The organism is Leifsonia sp. NPDC058194 (assembly GCF_042883605.1).
Lineage (GTDB): Bacteria > Actinomycetota > Actinomycetes > Actinomycetales > Microbacteriaceae > Leifsonia.
Genome location: NZ_JBHVVL010000002.1, coordinates 560,599 through 577,959, shown reverse-complemented (window position 1 = coordinate 577,959; position 17,361 = coordinate 560,599). Strand labels below are relative to the sequence as shown.

Genomic DNA, 17,361 nt, shown 5'->3' with positions numbered 1-17,361 from the left:
TCCTTCGTCCGGTCGGTTCGGCTCCAGCGTAGCCAGCGGCCCTGCCCTGCACGAGTGGCAACTTCAGCGACGGTAGGCCGCGACGAGCAGTTCGCCGCGGATCTCGCCGAGGCGGTCCAGGATGCGGTCGGCGACCTTCGCCGACACCCCTCCCGGCACCACGTCGTAGGGTCCGAGCGGCTGGAGCCTGCCGCAGCGCACCCGCACCACCTCCCATCCCGCGGCGCGCAGCAGACGGTCCTTGCTGCGGTCGGAGACCTCACGCGGACCGACGTGCTCGAGCCCGTGCCGGCCGGTCGTGTCGTACTCGATCGCCACCTGGAGCTCGGGGATGAGGATGTCCGGCCACACCTCCAGATGGGAGTGGAACGGGCGCGCGACCCGCACGGCGTTGAGCGACAGATCGACGTCGAGCCGGTCCGCGAGCAGGCGTTTGAGTTCGGGCTCGGCCGCGGAGGCCGGCCTGGGCGCGTACCGGCTGTGGAACGCGGTCCCGACCGGGAGTGCGCCAGCACCCTCCCGGGCGTGACGGCAGACCGGGCAGCGGCGGCCGTCGATGATCCGCTCGATGCTCGCGCGGAACGCCGGGTGCCCCTCGGCGCACTGCCACGAGTGGGTCGCGGCCGAGCTGTTCTCCGCGGACACCGAGATGCGGGAACCCGGTGCGGCGAGGGCCACGAGCTGCTCGCGCGTCATGCTGGTGCGGTCGAGCCGGCGGCAGAGCCAGCAGCGGTCGTCGTCCGGGTCGCTCTCCAGGCGGCGCGGGTCCCGGGCGTGCCCGCACACGTGCGGCCGGCTCTCCGGGTCGGCGGCCGGGCGCACCCGTCGCGGAGCGGCCGCCTCCGAGCAGAACGGGCACCAGGCCGAGCGGCGGCGCGTGCCCCGGGGCCGCGCCCGCTGCTCGGCGGGCGTCGCGATGAACCGGTGCCCGGAGTCGCACTCCCAGAGCAGGTAGACGTCGGCGGCGGGGGGCACCTGCGTCAGGACGATGCCGTGGTTGAGGTCGGGATGGTACTGCCGCACGAGCGTCGGATACCGCTCCCAGTCGGGCCGATAGCGCCCGATGGCGTAGGGCACCGCGGCCCCCTTGGACCACTGGCGGCGCGCCCACCACTGCTCGACGTTCTCCGGCACGCGGCCACCCTACGTCCGGCCACCGTCATCGGCGCGGCTACAGCACGTACGGCAGCAGGGCCCGCCGGTCCGCCGGATAGTCGGGGAACGTGTCGCGGTACCACCGGTGGTTCGCGATCGCGCGCGGCGCCAGGTTCGCGATCGTGTAGAGCGCGAACGATGCGCCCGCGAGCGACCACGTCATGACCGCCCAGCCCGTCCACTCCACGATCTCGCCGAGATAGTTCGGGCTCGAGACCAGGCGGAACCCGCCGCCGTACGGGATGCGGTACCCGCCGGAACTGGCGGACCCGCCGGAGCCGCCGGAGCCGTCGCCGCGAAGCCGGCGCAGGATGCGGTCCGAGGACACGTTGAGCAGGTAGCCTCCCGCGAACAGGACGACGCCGATCCAGAACCGCGGATCCGCCAACCAGGCCACGGGGTACGTGCCGTACTCCGAGATCCAGCGCGCGTTGACCCAGGCGTTGAGGAGGTTGAACAGGATCGCCAGCAGCATGACCGCCACGGGCATCCGCGAGCCCGAGCGCATGAGCAGCGGATACACGAACGCCCGCTGCACGTAGTGCGCCTGCCAGAGGAGGAGGAAGAGCAGCGGGACGAGCTCGCCGCGGTGCTCCCCCAGCAGGTAGAAGACCAGGAAGAGCACCGACGCCGGGCTCTCCATCACGATCCAACCCACGCGCGCCGGCACCGTCGGACCCCAGCCGGAGCGGCCGTGCCTGCCGCCGTACGGAGCGACGACGAAGCACAGCGCGACGAAGGTCACCAGCGCGAGAGCGAGCTCGGCGTAGACGAACCAGCGGTACGCTCCCTCGGGCATGCCGCGAGTCTAGCCACCGCCGGCTGTTAGGCTTCAGGCATGGAGATCGAGGTCGACAGACTCTAGCCACCGGTGCGCCGGTGGCTTCCACCCGCGGGAGGGCTGCTCCCGCGCCGGTGACCGCCCCTTCCCGGGCCGCCTCCCGATCCGAGTCCGCCGCTTCGGCGTCGACCGTCGGCGGGGCGCCGCTCCGTCGCCCCGTTCCGCGCGGCCTCCCCGTCGGCTCCCTGCCGTCGTGCCGTCGCGCGCCCTCGACACCTTCACCCGCCGCACGCCAGCGGGTCGCGCAGAGAGCTCTCCATGTCCAGATCCACCATGTCCAGCAGACCATCCATCACCCTCCACGACGTCTCCTTCGAGTGGCCGGACGGCGCGGTCTCGCTCGCCGGCGTCAGCGGCACCTTCACGCCCGGTCGTACCGGACTCGTCGGCCGCAACGGGGCGGGCAAGTCCACCCTGCTCCGGCTCGTCGCCGGACTCCTCCAGCCCACCGGCGGCCGCATCGACACCGTCGGCGATGTCGGCTACCTCGCGCAGAACCTCACGCTGCGCAGCGAGACGACGATCGCCGAACTGCTCGGCATCGATCGCGTGCTCGGAGCGATCGCCGCCGTCGAGGCCGGAGACGTCGATCCGCGGCACTTCGACACCATCGGCGACGACTGGGATGTCGAGGCGCGCGCCGACGAGGCCCTCCACCGCATCGGCTTCGCGGCCTCCGACCTCGATCGGCGCGTCGCCGAGGTGTCCGGCGGCCAGGCCATGCTCATCGCCCTCACCGGTCTCCGGATCGCGCGCACACAGGTCACCCTGCTCGACGAGCCGACGAACAACCTCGATCGGCCGACCCGGGCGATGCTGGGCGAGCTCGTCGACGAGTGGCCGGGCACCCTGGTCGTCGTCAGCCACGACCGGGAGCTGCTCGAACGCATGGACACCACGACCGAGCTGCACGCCGGCCGGCTGACGTCGTTCGGCGGCCCGTACAGCGCCTGGAAGGAGCACCAGGAGGGCGAGCAGGAGGCCGCGGTGCAGGCGGCGCGCTCCGCGCAGCAGACGCTGAAGGTCGAGAAGCGCCAGCGAGCCGAGGCCGAGGTGAAGCTCGCCCGGCGCGAGCGCACCGGGGCCAAGACCCAGCGCGACGGCGGAATCCCGAAGATCCTCGCGGGCGCCCGGGCGAGCAAGGCCCAGGCGTCGGCCGGGTCGCTCCGGGGGACGCTCGACGACAAGGTGCGCAGCGCGCAGGTGGCGCTGGACGCCGCAGACGCACGCGTGAGGGAGGAGGAGCACATCCACCTCGTACTGCCCGATCCCGACGTGCCGCGCGGGCGCCGCATCGCGGAGTTCCGCGGCGACGGGCGCAGCATCGTGATCCAGGGGCCGGAGCGCGTGGCCCTGGTCGGCCCCAACGGCGCAGGCAAGTCGACCCTGATCGACCGGCTGCTGGGCGGCGCCTCCTCGGCGCCCTCGCTGGTGGAGGCGGAGCTGTTCGTCGACCGTGTGGGCTACCTGCCTCAGCGGCTGGACGGCCTGGACGACGACGTGAGCGCGATCGACAACGTGCGCGCCGTGGCTCCCCGGTCGGCGCCGGGCGACGTCCGCAACCAGCTCGCCCGGCTGCTGCTGCGCGGCGGGGCCCCGGACCGTCCGGTGCGCACCCTCTCGGGCGGCGAGCGGTTCCGGGTCTCGCTCGCCCGCCTGCTCCTGGCGGAACCGCCGGCGCAGCTCCTGGTGCTGGACGAGCCGACGAACAACCTCGACATCGCGAGCGTGGAGCAGCTGGCCGAGGCGCTCGACGCTTACCGTGGCGCGCTGCTCATCGTGAGCCACGACGAGCAGTTCTTGGACCGCATCGGCATCGACGCGACGATAGCCCTCGACGCCACCGGCCGCCTGGCCTGAGAGACGGGCGATTTGGACCGAATGTGGGGAAAGCGAGCTCCATTCCCCACATTCGGTCCAAATCGAGAACACGAATCGGGGCGAGAGGTGGGCCCTGCCGGGATCGAACCGACGACATCCACGGTGTAAACGTGGCGCTCTACCAGCTGAGCTAAAGGCCCGGGTGCCGCCCCAGTTTAGCGAAGGCTGCGGCGTCAGCCGACGCGGACGGGCAGCTGATCCAACGCGGCGCGGTAGGCGTCGATGGAACGGGCCTCGCCCGGCGCGGTGATGAAGGAGGCGCGGATGATGCCCGACTCGTCGATCAGGAAGGTCGCGCGGTTGGCGAAGCCCTTCTCGGGGAGGAAGACGCCGTACTCCTTGGCGATCTCGCCGTGCGGCCAGAAGTCGGCGAGCAGGCTGAAGTCGTAGCCCTCCTGCTCGGCCCAGGCGCGCAGGGTGAACTTCGAGTCGACCGAGATGCCGATGAGCTCGACGCGGTGGTCGTCGAACAGCGCGAGGTTGTCGCGCAGCGCGCAGAGCTCGCCTGTGCACGTCCCGGAGAACGCGAGGGGGAAGAAGACCAGCGCGACCGCTTTGCGGCCGCGGAAGTCCGAGAGCCGCACGGGCTGACCGTGCTGGTTGAGGAGCTCGAAGTCGGGAGCCTGGGTGTCGTTCTCCAGAGCCATGAGGTGTGTTTCGTCCTTTCGTCGCCCGCGTCGCCCTCGCAGGAGCGGAGCCTCGCGCAAGCGCACGAGGAGACAGCCTAGACCCGTCCGCTCCGAGTGCCAAGGACGCGGTCACGAGGAGGCCCGGAGTGAGGCTAGGCTGAACGATGGTGCCCGCCCCTTTGTCGTGAACCGACAGCGGTGCGAGCCGTCCACGATCCATCCGACACAAGAAAGAGGTCGAGGGTGACTGTAAACGACCAGGACCCGTACTCGGTGAACAACATCGACTCGGACCCGGAGGAGACCGCCGAATGGCAGGAATCCCTCGACGCACTGGTTGCGGCTCACGGCCACGAGCGTGCTCGTGAGATCATGCTGAGCCTGCTCAAGCGCTCCAAAGAACTGCACCTCGGTGTTCCGATGGTCCCGACAACGGACTACATCAACACCATCTCTCCCGAGAACGAGCCGGAGTTCCCCGGCGACGAGGAGATCGAGCGCCGCTACCGCCGGTGGATCCGGTGGAACGCGGCCGTGCTCGTGCACCGTGCGCAGCGACCCGGCATCGCCGTCGGCGGCCACATCTCGACCTACGCGTCGAGCGCGGCCCTCTACGAAGTCGGGTTCAACCACTTCTTCCGCGGCCAGGACCACCCCGGCGGCGGAGACCAGATCTTCATCCAGGGCCACGCCTCCCCCGGCACCTACGCCCGCGCGTTCCTCGAGGGCCGCCTCAGCGGCGACCAGCTCGACGGCTTCCGCCAGGAGAAGTCGCACGCCGGCGGCGGCCTCTCGTCGTACCCGCACCCGCGCCTCATGCCCGACTTCTGGCAGTTCCCGACGGTGTCGATGGGTCTCGGCCCGATCAACGCGATCTACCAGGCCCAGCTCAACAAGTACGTCACCAACCGCGGCATCAAGGACGCCTCCGACCAGCACGTCTGGGCGTTCCTGGGCGACGGCGAGATGGACGAGGTCGAGTCCCGCGGCCAGCTGCAGGTGGCGGCGAACGAGAAGCTCGACAACCTGACCTTCGTCATCAACGCCAACCTCCAGCGCCTCGACGGCCCGGTGCGCGGCAACGGCAAGATCATCCAGGAGCTCGAGAGCTACTTCCGCGGTGCCGGCTGGAACGTCATCAAGGTCATCTGGGGCCGCGAGTGGGACGACCTGCTCGCCCGCGACGCGGATGGCGCGCTGGTCAACCTGATGAACCAGACGCCGGACGGCGACTACCAGACCTACAAGACCGAGAACGGCGCCTACGTGCGCGAGAACTTCTTCGGTCGCGACCCGCGCACCCTCAAGCTCGTCGAGGACTTCACCGACGACGAGGTGTGGGGCCTCAAGCGCGGCGGCCACGACTACCGCAAGGTCTACGCGGCCTTCAAGGCGGCCGTCGAGCACAAGGGCCAGCCCACCGTCATCATCGCCAAGACCATCAAGGGCTACGGCCTCGGTCCGAGCTTCGAGGGCCGCAACGCGACCCACCAGATGAAGAAGATGACGCTGGACAACCTGAAGACGTTCCGCGACGCGATGCGCATCCCGGTGACCGACGCGCAGCTCGAGGAGAACCCCTACCTGCCCCCGTACTACAACCCGGGACCGCAGGACGAGGCGATCCAGTACCTGCACGACCGTCGCCGCGCACTCGGCGGCTACCTGCCGGAGCGCCGCTCGAAGTACACCCAGCTGAACCTCCCGGACGACTCGGCGTACGCCATCGCCAAGAAGGGTTCCGGCACGCAGGAGATCGCCACCACCATGGCGTTCGTTCGACTGCTGAAGGATCTGCTGCGCGCGAAGGACTTCGGCCACCGGATCGTCCCGATCATCCCGGACGAGGCGCGCACCTTCGGCATGGACGCGTTCTTCCCGAACGCGAAGATCTACAACCCGAACGGCCAGCACTACACGTCGGTCGACCGCGAGCTGCTCCTGGCCTACAAGGAGAGCCCGCAGGGCCAGATCATCCACGTGGGCATCAACGAGGCGGGCGCCCTCGCGGCGTTCACCAACGTGGGCACCTCGTACGCGACGCAGGGCGAGCCGCTCATCCCGGTCTACGTCTTCTACTCGATGTTCGGGTTCCAGCGCACCGGCGACGCGATGTGGGCGGCCGGCGACCAGATGGCGCGCGGCTTCATGATCGGCGCGACCGCGGGCCGCACCACCCTCACGGGTGAGGGCCTGCAGCACGCCGACGGCCACTCGCTGCTGCTCTCCTCGACCAACCCGGCCGTGCTCTCGTACGACCCGGCCTACGGCTACGAGATCGGGCACATCGTGCGCGCCGGCCTCGAGCGCATGTACGGCGGCAACCACCCGGACCCGAACGTCATGTACTACCTGACGGTCTACAACGAGCCGATCGTGCAGCCGGCCGAGCCGGAGGGCGTGGATGTGGACGGCATCGTCCGCGGAATCCACAAGCTCAGCACGTCCGACGTCGCCGGACCCAAGGCCCAGCTGCTCGCCTCGGGTGTGTCGGTGCCGTGGGCGCTGGAGGCCCAGCACCTGCTCGCACAGGACTGGGGCGTGTCGGCGGACGTCTGGAGCGTCACCTCGTGGGGCGAGCTGCGCCGCGACGGTCTGGCGGCCGAGGAGCACAACTTCCTCTACCCCCAGCAGGAGAAGCAGGTGCCGTACGTCACCCGCAAGCTCGAGGGCTCCGATGGTCCGTTCGTCGCCGTGACCGACTTCATGCACGCCGTGCCGGACCAGATCCGTCCGTTCGTGCCCGGTGAGTTCGCCACGCTCGGCGCCGACGGCTTCGGCTTCTCGGACACCCGCGCCGCCGCGCGCCGGTTCTTCAAGATCGACGGTCCCTCGCTCGTCGTCCGCACCCTCGAGCTGCTCGCAGCCCGTGGCCAGGTGGACCCGAACGCGCCGGCCTGGGCGATCGAGAAGTACCTGCTGCACGACGTCAACGCCGGCACTACCGGCAGCGCGGGCGGCGAGTCCTGACGACCCCCGTGCCGAAGCAAGTCGAGAGGACCAAGGCCGAGACTCTTGCGTGGCTGCGCAAGATCTCGGGCGAGCTCGCCACGACCACGCTCAAGCGGCTCGAGGACACGCTCCCCTGGTATCGCGACATGCCGCCCGGCCGCCGCAGTGCGGTCGGGCTTGTCGCGCAGGCCGGCATCTCGTCGTTCATCTCGTGGTTCGACGACCCGCGCTCGACACCCTGGATCGCGGCCGACGTCTTCGGGGCGGCTCCTCGTGAGCTGCTCCGGAGCGTCAGCCTCCAGCAGACCCTCCAGCTGATCAAGATCACCGTCGAGGTGGTCGAGGAGCGCGTGAAGGTCGCCGGCGGCGAGGCGCTGCGGGAGGCGATCCTTCTCTACTCGCGCGAGATCGCCTTCGCGGCGGCGGACGTCTACGCGCGCGCCGCCGAGGCGCGCGGCCTGTGGGACGCGCGGCTCGAGGCGCTGGTCGTCGACAGCATCCTGACCGGCGAGTACGACGACGAGCTCCCGAGCCGGATCGCCGCGCTCGGCTGGCACGGGCACGGCGAGGTGAGCGTGCTCGTCGGCACCGCCCCGCGCATGCTCGACGTGGATCAGCTGCGGCGCACCGCCCGGCACATGTCCGCGGATGTGCTGATCGGAGTGCAGGGCAGTCGTCTCGTACTGGTGATCGGGCGCGCGTGGCCCAGCGACAGCGTCCCGGAGGACGCGATCGGCGCGACACCGGCCGTCAGCTTCCTCGAGATCGCCCAGCAGCTGGAGCCGGAGTTCGGCCAGGGGCACCTGGTGCTCGGCCACGAGGTCTCGAGCCTCGTCGACGCGTCGAAGAGCGCGAAGGCCGCCCTCGCCGGGTTCGCCGTGGCGAAGGCGTGGCGCAACTGCCCGCGCCCGGTCCACGCGGACGATCTGCTCCCCGAGCGCGCACTCGCGGGCGACGGCCTGGCGCGGACGACCCTGATCAGCCGGATCTACAAGCCGCTGCAGGCCTACTCCGCCGAGCTGCTGACCACCCTCTGGTGCTACCTCGACAACGGGCGCTCGCTCGAGGCGACGGCGCGCGAGCTGTTCGTGCACCCCAACACCGTGCGGTACCGCTTGAAGCGCGTCTCCGAGGTGATCGGGTGGGATGCGACCGGCGCGCGCGAGGCGCTCATCCTGCAGGCGGCGCTCATCGTGGGCTCGATCAACGAGCCCGAGGCAGCGCGCCGCTCGTAGCGCTTGTAGACTCCCACAAAGCTTTTACCGATACTTCGTATCCATTCGACACATCCGCGCGGCGGAAGATTGGCAGACTAAGTCAAGTGATTGTGATCGTGTGCCCGGGCCAGGGCTCCCAGACCCCCGGATTCCTCGACCCGTGGTTGACGGAGTCGGCGTTCCGCGACCAGTTGACCGGAATCTCCGACGCGGTGGGCATCGACCTGGTCGCCCACGGCACCGTGAGCGATGCCGAAACCATCCGCGACACCGCGGTGGCGCAGCCGCTCATCGTCTCCGCCGGGCTGCTGACCCTGTCGGCGCTCCTCGCCGACGGACGCCGTGAGAAGGTCGGCGGCATCGCCGGGCACTCGGTCGGCGAGCTGACGGCGGCTGCGGGCGCGGACGTGCTGAGCGAGACCGACGCCGTCGCGTTCGTCCGTGAGCGCGGTGCGGCGATGGCACGCGCTGCGGCAGAGACCCCCACCGGCATGAGCGCCGTGATCGGCGCCGATGAGACCGAACTGCTCGCGCAGCTCGAATCGCTCGGCCTCTCCCCCGCCAACTACAACGGGGCGGGCCAGATCGTCGTCGCCGGCGCACTGGACGCCCTCGCCGCCCTGAGCGAGAACCCGCCGGCCCGCGCCCGGGTCATCCCGCTGCAGGTCGCCGGCGCGTTCCACACCCGCTACATGGCCCCGGCCGTGCCCGCGCTCGAGGCGTTCGCCGCGACGCTCGCCACGCAGGACCCGACACTGCCGCTCTGGACCAACAAGGACGGCTCCCGGGTGACCGACGGTGCGGAGTTCCTCCGCCTGCTCGTCGGACAGGTCTCCTCCCCCGTCCGCTGGGACCTCACGATGCAGGCCTTCCAGGACGCAGGCGTGACCGGCATCATCGAGGTGGCCCCCGCCGGCGCGCTGGTCGGCCTCGCCAAGCGCGGCCTGAAAGGCGTGCCGAGCGTCGCCATCAAGACGCCGGACGATCTGCCCGCCGCGTTCGACCTCATCGACCAGGCCGCCTAGGAGGACCCGGATGACCCACCCCACCCTGCAGCAGTCGCACGGTCCGCAGTACACCCGCATCCTCTCGATCGGCGCGGCGCGCGGCGACCTCGTGGTCCCCAACGACGACCTCGTCGGCCCGATCAACTCGTCGGACGAGTGGATCCGCCAGCGCACCGGCATCGTCACGCGCACCCGCGCCAGCCACGACATCGACGCGGTCGACCTCGCGACGGAGGCCTCGAAGGAGGCCATCGCCAAGTCCGGCGTCGACCCGCAGCTGATCGACGCCGTCATCGTCGCGACGATCTCCAACTCGCGTCAGACCCCGTCGCTGGCCGCCGTACTCGCCGACCGCGTCGGCGCGAATCCCGCCGCGGCGTACGACATGAACGCGGCCTGCGCGGGCTACGCCTACGGCATCGCCCAGGCGGACGCGCTGATCCGCACCGGCGTCGCGCACTACGCGCTCGTCGTCGGAGCCGAGAAGCTCTCGGACGTCGTCGACCCGACCGACCGCACAATCTCGTTCCTGCTGGGCGACGGCGCGGGCGCGGTGGTCGTCGGCCCGAGCGAGTTCCCCGGCATCTCCAAGACCATCTGGGGCTCCGACGGGTCGAAGGCCGACGCCGTCGGCATGTCGAACACGCTCACCGAGTTCCGCGACGGCGAGCAGCCCTGGCCGACCCTGCGCCAGGAGGGCCAGACGGTCTTCCGCTGGGCGGTGTGGGAGATGGCGAAGGTCGCCAAGGAGGCGCTCGACGCGGCCGGTGTGACGCCCGACCAGCTCGCCGCGTTCATCCCGCACCAGGCGAACATGCGGATCGTCGACGAGTTCGCCAAGCAGCTCAAGCTGCCGGAGACCGTCGCGATCGCTCGTGACATCGAGACGACCGGCAACACGTCGGCCGCCTCCATCCCGCTCGCGACGCACCGGCTCCTGCAGGAGCACCCCGAGCTCTCGGGCGGCCTCGCGCTGCAGATCGGCTTCGGCGCCGGTCTGGTCTTCGGCGCGCAGGTCGTCGTGCTGCCGTAGGCCCTGCCCTAGACTGATCAACGGTCAAAACGACACCCCTCAAGGAGAAAACACCATGGCATTGTCCACCGAAGAAGTTCTTGCCGGCCTGGCCGAGCTCATCAACGACGAGACCGGCATCGCGACCGACACGGTCGAGCTGGACAAGTCGTTCACGGACGACCTCGACATCGACTCCATCTCGATGATGACCATCGTGGTCAACGCCGAGGACAAGTTCGACGTCAAGATCCCCGACGAGGAGGTCAAGAACCTCAAGACGGTCGGCGACGCGGTCGAGTTCATCGTCAAGGCGCAGGACGCCTAGACCCCGCAAGAATCGTCCTCCGCGCGGGCGGCGCGCCCATCGGCCGCCGCCCGCGCGAGCGCTCGTGCGCCTGCGCGGGCCCGACGTACCGAACTACGGAGAGTTGTCGTTATGACCAAGAAGATCGTCGTCACCGGCGTGGGCGCATCCTCCCCGCTCGGTGGCACCGCCCCGGAGAGCTGGCAGGGCCTGCTCGCCGGTGAATCCGGCGCCCGTTCCCTCGAGCACGAGTGGGTCGAGAAGTACGAGCTGCCCGTCACCTTCGCCGCGGAGGCCAAGGTACGCCCGGAGACCGTGCTGGAGCGCCCCGTCGCCAAGCGTCTCGACCCGTCGAGCCAACTGGCGCTCGTCTCCGCGATGGAGGCCTGGGCCGACGCGGGCTCCCCCGACGTCGTCCCCGAGCGTCTCGGCGTCGACTACGCCACCGGCATCGGCGGCGTCTGGACCCTGCTCGACGCGTGGGACACCCTGCGCGAGCGCGGCCCCCGCCGCGTGCTCCCCATGACCGTGCCGATGCTGATGCCCAACGCCGCATCGGCCGCGATCTCCATGCACTTCGAGGCCCGTGCGTTCGCCCGCACCGTCGCCTCCGCCTGCGCGTCGAGCACGGAGTCGCTCGTCAACGCGTACGAGCACCTGCAGGCCGGCCTCGCCGACATCGTCATCGCCGGCGGCAGCGAGTCCGCCATCCACCCGATCACGATCGCGTCGTTCTCGTCGATGCAGGCGCTCTCGCGCCGCAACGACGCCCCCGCGACCGCCTCCCGCCCCTACAGCGTCGACCGCGACGGCTTCGTCATGGGCGAGGGCGCCGGCGCGCTGGTGCTCGAGACCGAGGAGCACGCCCTCGCACGCGGCGCGCGCATCTACGCCGAGGTCGTCGGCGGCGGCGTCACCGCCGACTCGTACCACATCACCGCCAACGACCCCGAGGGACGCGGCGCCAGCCGTGCCGTGCGCCTGGCGCTCGAGCAGGCCGGCGCCTCGCCCGACGAGGTCACCCACATCAACGCGCACGCGACCAGCACGCCCGTCGGCGACCCGGCGGAGTACGTCGCACTGCGCGAGGTCTTCGGCGATCGCGTCCACACCATCCCGGTGTCGGCCACGAAGGCGTCGACCGGCCACCTGCTCGGCGGCACCGGCGCCCTCGAAGCCGTGTTCACGATCTTCGCGATGCGCGACCGCGTCGCCCCGCCGACGATCAACCTGACCGAGCAGGACCCGGCCATCCCGCTGCAGGTCTCGGGATCGGTGCAGCCGCTCGGCGACGGCCCGCAGCTCGCGATCAGCAACTCGTTCGGCTTCGGCGGCCACAACGCCGTCGTCGCTTTCCGCTCCGTCTGATCGGCGAGGAACGAGAGAACGCCCCGGTCCAGTGGACCGGGGCGTTCTCGTTCACCGCCAGCGGGCGGCATCAGCCGGGCCCGCCGCGGGATCCTCTCAGTCGACAGCCACCCTTATCCGACGCGCTCCTCAACCGACACGCTCGTCAACCGACCTTGTGCAGCCAGATGACCGACGTGTCGTCGTGTGCATGGCGGAACGGCTCCAGCTCGTCGTCCCACGCCTGACCGAGCGCCAGCCGCAGTTCGCGCTGCAGCTCCTGCGGGTTGCCTCCCGCCAGCTCCATGGCGTAGCGGATGCGGTCCTCGGGCACGACCATGTTGCCGACGGTGTCGGTCTGGGCGAAGAACACGCCGAGGTCGGGGGTGTGCATCCACCGGCCGCCGTCGGCGCCGAGTCCGGCGTCTTCGGTGACCTCGAAGCGCAGGTGCTCCCAGCCGCGGAGAGCCGTCGCCAGGCGTGCACCGGTGCCCTGGGGGCCGTCCCAGAAGAACTCGGCGCGCTGGGCGCCCTTGAGCACGGGCTGCGTCTCCCAGGTGAAGTTCACGGCGCGACCCAGTGCGCGACCCGCCGCCCACTCGATGTGGGGGCAGAGCGCGCCAGGTGAGGAGTGCACGTAGAGCACTCCTCGACTTGCGTGACCCGTCATGATTTCCTCCGATCGCTTGGTGCGTCTTCCCCAACGACCAACGAACGGTGTGTCATGACTGCGTGTGAAGTTCTCGGGCCCGAAGCGGGCCGCTGCCCCTGATTATGCCGGACAACGCGCCGGAGTTACAAGATTGTGATTCGGCGATTCCCGCGTGCCGTGCCGGGATCGGCGGAATAGCATACCGAGTATGTCCGTTCAGAATGGTTTCCTCGCCGTGCTGACGCAAGGCCCCGCGTACGGCTCGCAGCTGCAGAACGAGTTCCTCGCCCGCGCCGCGCATCGGCGGCAGCTCAACGCCGGGCAGGTGTACTCCACGCTCGACCGGATGGTCGATCAGGGCCTGATCGATCCGGCCGGGACGACCGACGACGGCCTCCCGCTCTACGCGCTCACCGCCGACGGCGAGTCGTCGGCGCGGGCCTGGCTCACCTCGGGCCCGACCGACGCCCAGCCCGACTGGGACGAGATGCAGGACCAGGTGCTGCTCGCCGCCTCCATCGCCGGAGCGGACGCGGCCGCGATCGTGGCCGACTACCGTACGGCGTACGCGGAGCGCATCCGGGAGCTGACGCACGACGCCGACTCGCGAGCGCTGCTCGCCGCCAACCGGGCCGCCGAACTCGGTGCGAACGCCGCCATCGAATGGCTCGACGAGGTCGCCGCCGTGCTGGCCTCGCACCCGGAGGTGCTCCTCCAGCCCCGCTCCCCCGAGCGTCCGCGCCGTGGGCGCCGTCCCGCGGGGGACGCGGTCTGACCAGCCGCCCTCAGTGCAGGAGGGCGCCCTCCTTGTTCAGGACGTTCTTCTCGCCGGCCTCGATGGCGACGGCGAACCGGTTCTGCGCCGGCGGCAGCGGGCAGTTGAAGTTGTAGCTGAACGCGCAGGGCGGCAGGACGGCGAGGTTGAAGTCGAGGGTGACCGTGCCGTCCTCGTTCGGGACGACGAACAGGAAGCGCCCGACCGAGTAGGTGCTGTCGCCGTTCGTGGTGTCGGCGAAGACGAGCTGCAGGGCGCGGCCGGCCTTGAAGGCGGCGAGGTTGTACTCCACGCCGTCCTTCGCGAACGTGATCTCGCCCGGGATGACCATCTCGCGGGTCTTGCCGTCGTCCTTGAGGTGCTCGAACCCGACGGACTTGCCGCCCTCGATCGGGGTGAAGGCCGCCTGGATGATCCACTCCCGGTTGAACGGGAAGGCGTCGATGGATCCGAACTCCTGGATCGCCTCGGACTGTGCGTCCCACACGCGCAGGGCGTAGTCGCCCTCCTCGCTGGCGATGACGAAGCCGGTCACGCCGTCGCTGAAGACGATGGCGCTCGGGTTCGCGTCGTCCTTGCCGCGCACGATCGCCCCGCCGTCGACCACGACGCCGTCGACCGTGATCCCGTCGGCGGCGGTCGCTGTGACCTTCAGGCCGGACTGCCCGGCGGGGAGGGGCGACCACAGGCCGGGGACGCCCCAGACGGGCTGTGCGGGAGCCTCCGGGTCGCCGGTGATCCACTGCGTGTTGACGAGCGCCAGATTGCCCTGCGGCGCCGTCACCGCCTGCTCGCGGCGCTGGCGGTACCGGGCCAGGACGGCGTCGGGGTCGGTGGGGGCGGCGGCGGTGTCAGTCATGGTCTCCATCCTCGGTCAGGTCGTCTCTGACAACCAACTCCGACACCCGGGAATTCCGGCTGGAGCTCACTTCGCCTCCGCGTAGCTGTCCACGATGGCGGCGGTCACCGGGAAGTCGACGGGGAAGGCGCCGAAGAGGAGGCGCCCGGCCCCGCGCGCGGACTCCTCGACCGCGACGGCCGCGGCTTCGGCGAGCTCGGCGGGCGCGTGCACGATCACCTCGTCGTGGAGGAAGTAGACCAGGTGGGGCGACTCGGCGAGCGGACGCCCGGGAGCGAGGGCGGTGAGCCGGTTGCGCAGCTCGGCCATCCAGCACAGCGCCCACTCCGCCGCACTCGCCTGGACCACGAAGTTGCGGGTGAACCGGCCCCAGTCGCGGGCCTGGCTGCGCGCGCGCCGCTCGTCCGCCGCGGTCGACTCGGCGGCGGAGGCGGCCGACTGGGTGGAGCGCCAGGAGCCGCTCGGCGGCGGCGAGCTGCGACCGAGCCGCGAGGTCACGACCGCCCCGCGCTCCCCCGCGCGAGCGGCCTCCTCGACGAGACGGATCGCCCGCGGGAAGGCCCGGGTCAGGCGCGGCATGAGCCGGCCGCTCTCGCCGGTGGTCGCGCCGTACATGGCGCCGAGCATCGCGACCTTCGCGTGCGCGCGCTCGTCGACCGCACCGGAGGCGACGATGCCCGCATAGAGGTCCTTGCCCCGGCCCGCCGCGGCCATCGCCGTGTCGGCCGACAGCCCGGTCAGGATGCGCGGCTCGAGCTGCGCGGCATCCGCAACGACGAGCTTCCACCCCGGATCGGCCACCACGGCGCCGCGGACCTGCTTGGGCAGCTGCAGAGCGCCTCCACCCCGCGTCGCCCAGCGCCCCGTGACGACGCCGCCGGGCACGTAGTCGGGCCGGAACCGGCCGTCGTGCACCCAGCTCTCGAGCCAGGTCCAGCCGTTGGCGGTCAGCAGCCGCGAGAGCTTCTTGTAGCGCAGTAGCGGCTCGATCACCGGGTGGTCGATCTCACGGAGCTCCCACGAGCTCGTCGACGCGACCAGCAGACCGGCGCGTTGCAGCGCCTTCAGCAGCGACGGCGGGCTGTCCGGGTTGAGCTCCGGGGCGTCGAGCTCGGCGCGGACCCGCGCCGCCAGCTCTTCGAGGACCGGCGGCCGGCCGTAGGCGGGCCGGGGGCCGAGCAGACCGGTGAGCAGCTCGTCGTGCCGTTCGACGCTGTACGGGAGGCCGCAGAAGCGCATCTCCGCGGCGATGAGGGCACCGGCGGACTCGGCGGCCAGCAGCAGGCGCAGCCGGCCGGGATCGGCGCTGCCGGCCACGGCGTCCTGCTGAGCGGCGAACTCCGCGAGGGCCGACGACGCGGCGTCGCCGTCGGTGTGACCGGTGTCGAGGTCGAAGAGCGCGGAGTGCGTCGGCTCGGGCGCCTCGTCGAGCACCGACGCGGCGTCCCACGGGCCGGACGGCGCCGTGGCGAGGGTGGATGCGGCGCTCAGCGACGAGTTGCGCAGGATCGTGTGCGACAGGGTCAGGTCGATGCAGCGCTCGACGCGGACCCCGGCGGACAGCAGCGCCGGATACCAGGCGCGGGTGTCGCTCCAGACCCAGCGCGGCCGCTCGCCGTCCGCCGGGCCGCGCTCGTTCCCGGCTTCCTTCCTGGCCACGTAGGCGGGCAGCTCGGCGTCGGTGAGCGCGATCGCCTCGCCCGCGTCGCCGCCCGGTGAGGGGTGGGCGCGGATCGCGTCGCGACCGACGCGTTCGAGGACGATGTGCACCCTCCCATTGTCGGGTGAGCGGACGACATCCTCCGCGCGTCGCTTGCCGAGTCGACGGATCATGAGGATAATTCATCCAACGACGATGCCGACCCGAAAGGCGATCGACGATGACCGTATATCTGCACGACAGTCAGGGAGTCTGGATAGCGTTCCGCAGCGACCCGCGCGGGCGGTACCTGTTCAACCCCGACGGCGACTGGATCGGCTGGTTCCCGTGGGACGACGACGACGTCGTGACCCCGGGCGGCGGCTACCTGGGCACGGTGCGAGGCGACCGGATTTTCACCGAGGACGGCCACCGCTACCGCGGCGACCCGGGGTATCCCGGTGCTCCCGGCTATCCGGGCCAGGCCGCGTACCCCGGAGCCGCCGCGTTCGTGAGCCTGCCCGCCGGCTGCGAGGACGTGGCGGGCGCGCTGCTCTGGCCGCGCCTCGCCTCCTGACGCGCGTCGAGGACGCGGAACGCCGGTCAGTCCGCGCGGCCGGACAACCGCGCCCGCAGCTCCGGCCACGACGCGCCGAAGCCGGGATGCAGCGGAAGATCGGCGACCTGCTCCACCGGCACCCAGCGGAGCTCGATGCTCTCCACGTCGGCCATGCGCGCCTCGAACGGGCGCACCGCCTGCGTGACGACCGTCGTGTACGACCAGAACCCGAGGTCGAGCACGCTCTCGAAGAGCACCCGCACCGCGTCCGGCGGCACGTCCGCCTCTTCGTGGGCCTCGCGCAGCGCTCCGTCGACCGCACTCTCCCCCTCGTGACGCGCGCCGCCCGGGAGGCCCCAGGTGCCGCCGAAGTGGCTCCAGTCCGCGCGGTGCTGCAGCAGGATCCCGCGGCCGAGATCGTGCACCAGCAGCCCGGCGGCACCGAACCGTCCCCAGAAGCGTTCGCCCTGGGGGCCTTCCACCCACGCGTCACCTGAGTTCACGGTTCCACGTTAGCCGCCTGATGGAG

Annotated in this window: 16 protein-coding genes and 1 tRNA gene; 9 read left to right on the top strand and 8 right to left on the bottom strand. The window is 71.0% G+C overall.

The window, feature by feature from the left end; genetic code table 11:
- Positions 1 to 63 precede the first annotated feature (63 nt).
- Positions 64 to 1,134 (bottom strand): zinc-ribbon domain-containing protein, encoded by a 1,071-nt coding sequence (locus tag ACFVU2_RS09480; protein ID WP_387873273.1) that lies wholly within the window; start codon positions 1,132 to 1,134, stop codon positions 64 to 66.
- 37 nt (positions 1,135 to 1,171) lie between these two features.
- Entirely contained in the window at positions 1,172 to 1,954 is a 783-nt protein-coding gene (locus ACFVU2_RS09475; RefSeq protein WP_387873271.1) for a 3-oxo-5-alpha-steroid 4-dehydrogenase, read from the bottom strand.
- A gap of 315 nt (positions 1,955 to 2,269) precedes the next feature.
- Between ACFVU2_RS09475 and ACFVU2_RS09470 the strand changes: the two genes are divergently transcribed.
- A complete protein-coding gene (locus tag ACFVU2_RS09470) occupies positions 2,270 to 3,856 on the top strand; it encodes an ABC-F family ATP-binding cassette domain-containing protein (RefSeq protein ID WP_387873269.1) in 1,587 nt (528 codons plus the stop codon).
- Positions 3,857 to 3,944: 88 nt separating this feature from the next.
- Here the strand turns inward: ACFVU2_RS09470 and ACFVU2_RS09465 are convergent.
- Together ACFVU2_RS09465 and ACFVU2_RS09460 are read right to left on the bottom strand one after the other, a co-directional pair.
- Positions 3,945 to 4,017: transfer RNA gene (locus tag ACFVU2_RS09465), tRNA-Val, on the bottom strand.
- A gap of 33 nt (positions 4,018 to 4,050) precedes the next feature.
- Positions 4,051 to 4,524, bottom strand: a complete 474-nt coding sequence (locus ACFVU2_RS09460; protein WP_387873267.1) for a peroxiredoxin — start codon at positions 4,522 to 4,524, stop codon at positions 4,051 to 4,053.
- A gap of 225 nt (positions 4,525 to 4,749) precedes the next feature.
- On the opposite strand from ACFVU2_RS09460, the gene aceE reads away from it, so the two are divergent.
- From aceE to ACFVU2_RS09430, 6 genes are all read left to right on the top strand, one after another.
- A complete protein-coding gene (aceE, locus tag ACFVU2_RS09455; RefSeq protein ID WP_387873266.1) occupies positions 4,750 to 7,476 on the top strand; it encodes a pyruvate dehydrogenase (acetyl-transferring), homodimeric type in 2,727 nt (908 codons plus the stop codon).
- An 8-nt stretch (positions 7,477 to 7,484) separates the two neighbouring features.
- The gene (locus ACFVU2_RS09450; protein ID WP_387873265.1) at positions 7,485 to 8,693 is read left to right on the top strand and encodes a PucR family transcriptional regulator; all 1,209 of its coding nucleotides are present in this window, start codon (positions 7,485 to 7,487) and stop codon (positions 8,691 to 8,693) included.
- Between the two features lie 86 nt (positions 8,694 to 8,779).
- Positions 8,780 to 9,700 (top strand): ACP S-malonyltransferase, encoded by a 921-nt coding sequence (locus ACFVU2_RS09445; protein ID WP_387873263.1) that lies wholly within the window; start codon positions 8,780 to 8,782, stop codon positions 9,698 to 9,700.
- Positions 9,701 to 9,710: 10 nt separating this feature from the next.
- A complete protein-coding gene (locus ACFVU2_RS09440; RefSeq protein ID WP_387873262.1) occupies positions 9,711 to 10,715 on the top strand; it encodes a beta-ketoacyl-ACP synthase III in 1,005 nt (334 codons plus the stop codon).
- Between the two features lie 55 nt (positions 10,716 to 10,770).
- Positions 10,771 to 11,022 carry an acyl carrier protein gene (locus ACFVU2_RS09435; RefSeq protein ID WP_021765217.1) on the top strand — a complete coding sequence of 84 codons (252 nt, stop codon included), beginning with the start codon at positions 10,771 to 10,773 and terminating at the stop codon, positions 11,020 to 11,022.
- Between the two features lie 111 nt (positions 11,023 to 11,133).
- Positions 11,134 to 12,369, top strand: a complete 1,236-nt coding sequence (locus tag ACFVU2_RS09430) for a beta-ketoacyl-[acyl-carrier-protein] synthase family protein (RefSeq protein WP_387873259.1) — start codon at positions 11,134 to 11,136, stop codon at positions 12,367 to 12,369.
- Positions 12,370 to 12,514: 145 nt separating this feature from the next.
- Here ACFVU2_RS09430 and ACFVU2_RS09425 read toward each other — a convergent pair whose 3' ends face one another.
- Positions 12,515 to 13,018 carry a DUF3145 domain-containing protein gene (locus ACFVU2_RS09425; protein WP_387873257.1) on the bottom strand — a complete coding sequence of 168 codons (504 nt, stop codon included), beginning with the start codon at positions 13,016 to 13,018 and terminating at the stop codon, positions 12,515 to 12,517.
- Between the two features lie 190 nt (positions 13,019 to 13,208).
- On the opposite strand from ACFVU2_RS09425, the gene ACFVU2_RS09420 reads away from it, so the two are divergent.
- Positions 13,209 to 13,775 carry a PadR family transcriptional regulator gene (locus tag ACFVU2_RS09420; RefSeq protein WP_387873256.1) on the top strand — a complete coding sequence of 189 codons (567 nt, stop codon included), beginning with the start codon at positions 13,209 to 13,211 and terminating at the stop codon, positions 13,773 to 13,775.
- 10 nt (positions 13,776 to 13,785) lie between these two features.
- Here ACFVU2_RS09420 and ACFVU2_RS09415 read toward each other — a convergent pair whose 3' ends face one another.
- Complete coding sequence (locus ACFVU2_RS09415) at positions 13,786 to 14,634, bottom strand: DUF1684 domain-containing protein (RefSeq protein ID WP_387873254.1); 849 nt, start codon at positions 14,632 to 14,634, stop codon at positions 13,786 to 13,788.
- 66 nt (positions 14,635 to 14,700) lie between these two features.
- Positions 14,701 to 16,404, bottom strand: coding sequence for a bifunctional 3'-5' exonuclease/DNA polymerase (locus tag ACFVU2_RS09410; protein WP_387873253.1), 1,704 nt, complete (start codon positions 16,402 to 16,404; stop codon positions 14,701 to 14,703).
- A 110-nt stretch (positions 16,405 to 16,514) separates the two neighbouring features.
- Here ACFVU2_RS09410 and ACFVU2_RS09405 point away from each other — a divergent pair, with 110 nt between their 5' ends.
- Complete coding sequence (locus ACFVU2_RS09405; RefSeq protein WP_387873251.1) at positions 16,515 to 16,850, top strand: hypothetical protein; 336 nt, start codon at positions 16,515 to 16,517, stop codon at positions 16,848 to 16,850.
- Positions 16,851 to 16,876: 26 nt separating this feature from the next.
- Here the strand turns inward: ACFVU2_RS09405 and ACFVU2_RS09400 are convergent, their stop codons facing one another.
- Complete coding sequence (locus ACFVU2_RS09400; RefSeq protein WP_387873250.1) at positions 16,877 to 17,335, bottom strand: NUDIX domain-containing protein; 459 nt, start codon at positions 17,333 to 17,335, stop codon at positions 16,877 to 16,879.
- Between the last annotated feature and the right edge of the window lie 26 nt (positions 17,336 to 17,361).

Coding starts and splice junctions, on each gene's coding strand:
- ACFVU2_RS09430 (WP_387873259.1), top strand. CDS start 11,134: ATGACCAAGAAGATCGTCGTCACCGGCGTGGGCGCATCCTCCCCGCTC.
- ACFVU2_RS09470 (WP_387873269.1), top strand. CDS start 2,270: ATGTCCAGCAGACCATCCATCACCCTCCACGACGTCTCCTTCGAGTGG.
- ACFVU2_RS09440 (WP_387873262.1), top strand. CDS start 9,711: ATGACCCACCCCACCCTGCAGCAGTCGCACGGTCCGCAGTACACCCGC.
- ACFVU2_RS09475 (WP_387873271.1), bottom strand. CDS start 1,954: ATGCCCGAGGGAGCGTACCGCTGGTTCGTCTACGCCGAGCTCGCTCTC.
- ACFVU2_RS09420 (WP_387873256.1), top strand. CDS start 13,209: ATGTCCGTTCAGAATGGTTTCCTCGCCGTGCTGACGCAAGGCCCCGCG.
- ACFVU2_RS09425 (WP_387873257.1), bottom strand. CDS start 13,018: ATGACGGGTCACGCAAGTCGAGGAGTGCTCTACGTGCACTCCTCACCT.
- ACFVU2_RS09460 (WP_387873267.1), bottom strand. CDS start 4,524: ATGGCTCTGGAGAACGACACCCAGGCTCCCGACTTCGAGCTCCTCAAC.
- ACFVU2_RS09415 (WP_387873254.1), bottom strand. CDS start 14,634: ATGACTGACACCGCCGCCGCCCCCACCGACCCCGACGCCGTCCTGGCC.
- ACFVU2_RS09435 (WP_021765217.1), top strand. CDS start 10,771: ATGGCATTGTCCACCGAAGAAGTTCTTGCCGGCCTGGCCGAGCTCATC.
- ACFVU2_RS09405 (WP_387873251.1), top strand. CDS start 16,515: ATGACCGTATATCTGCACGACAGTCAGGGAGTCTGGATAGCGTTCCGC.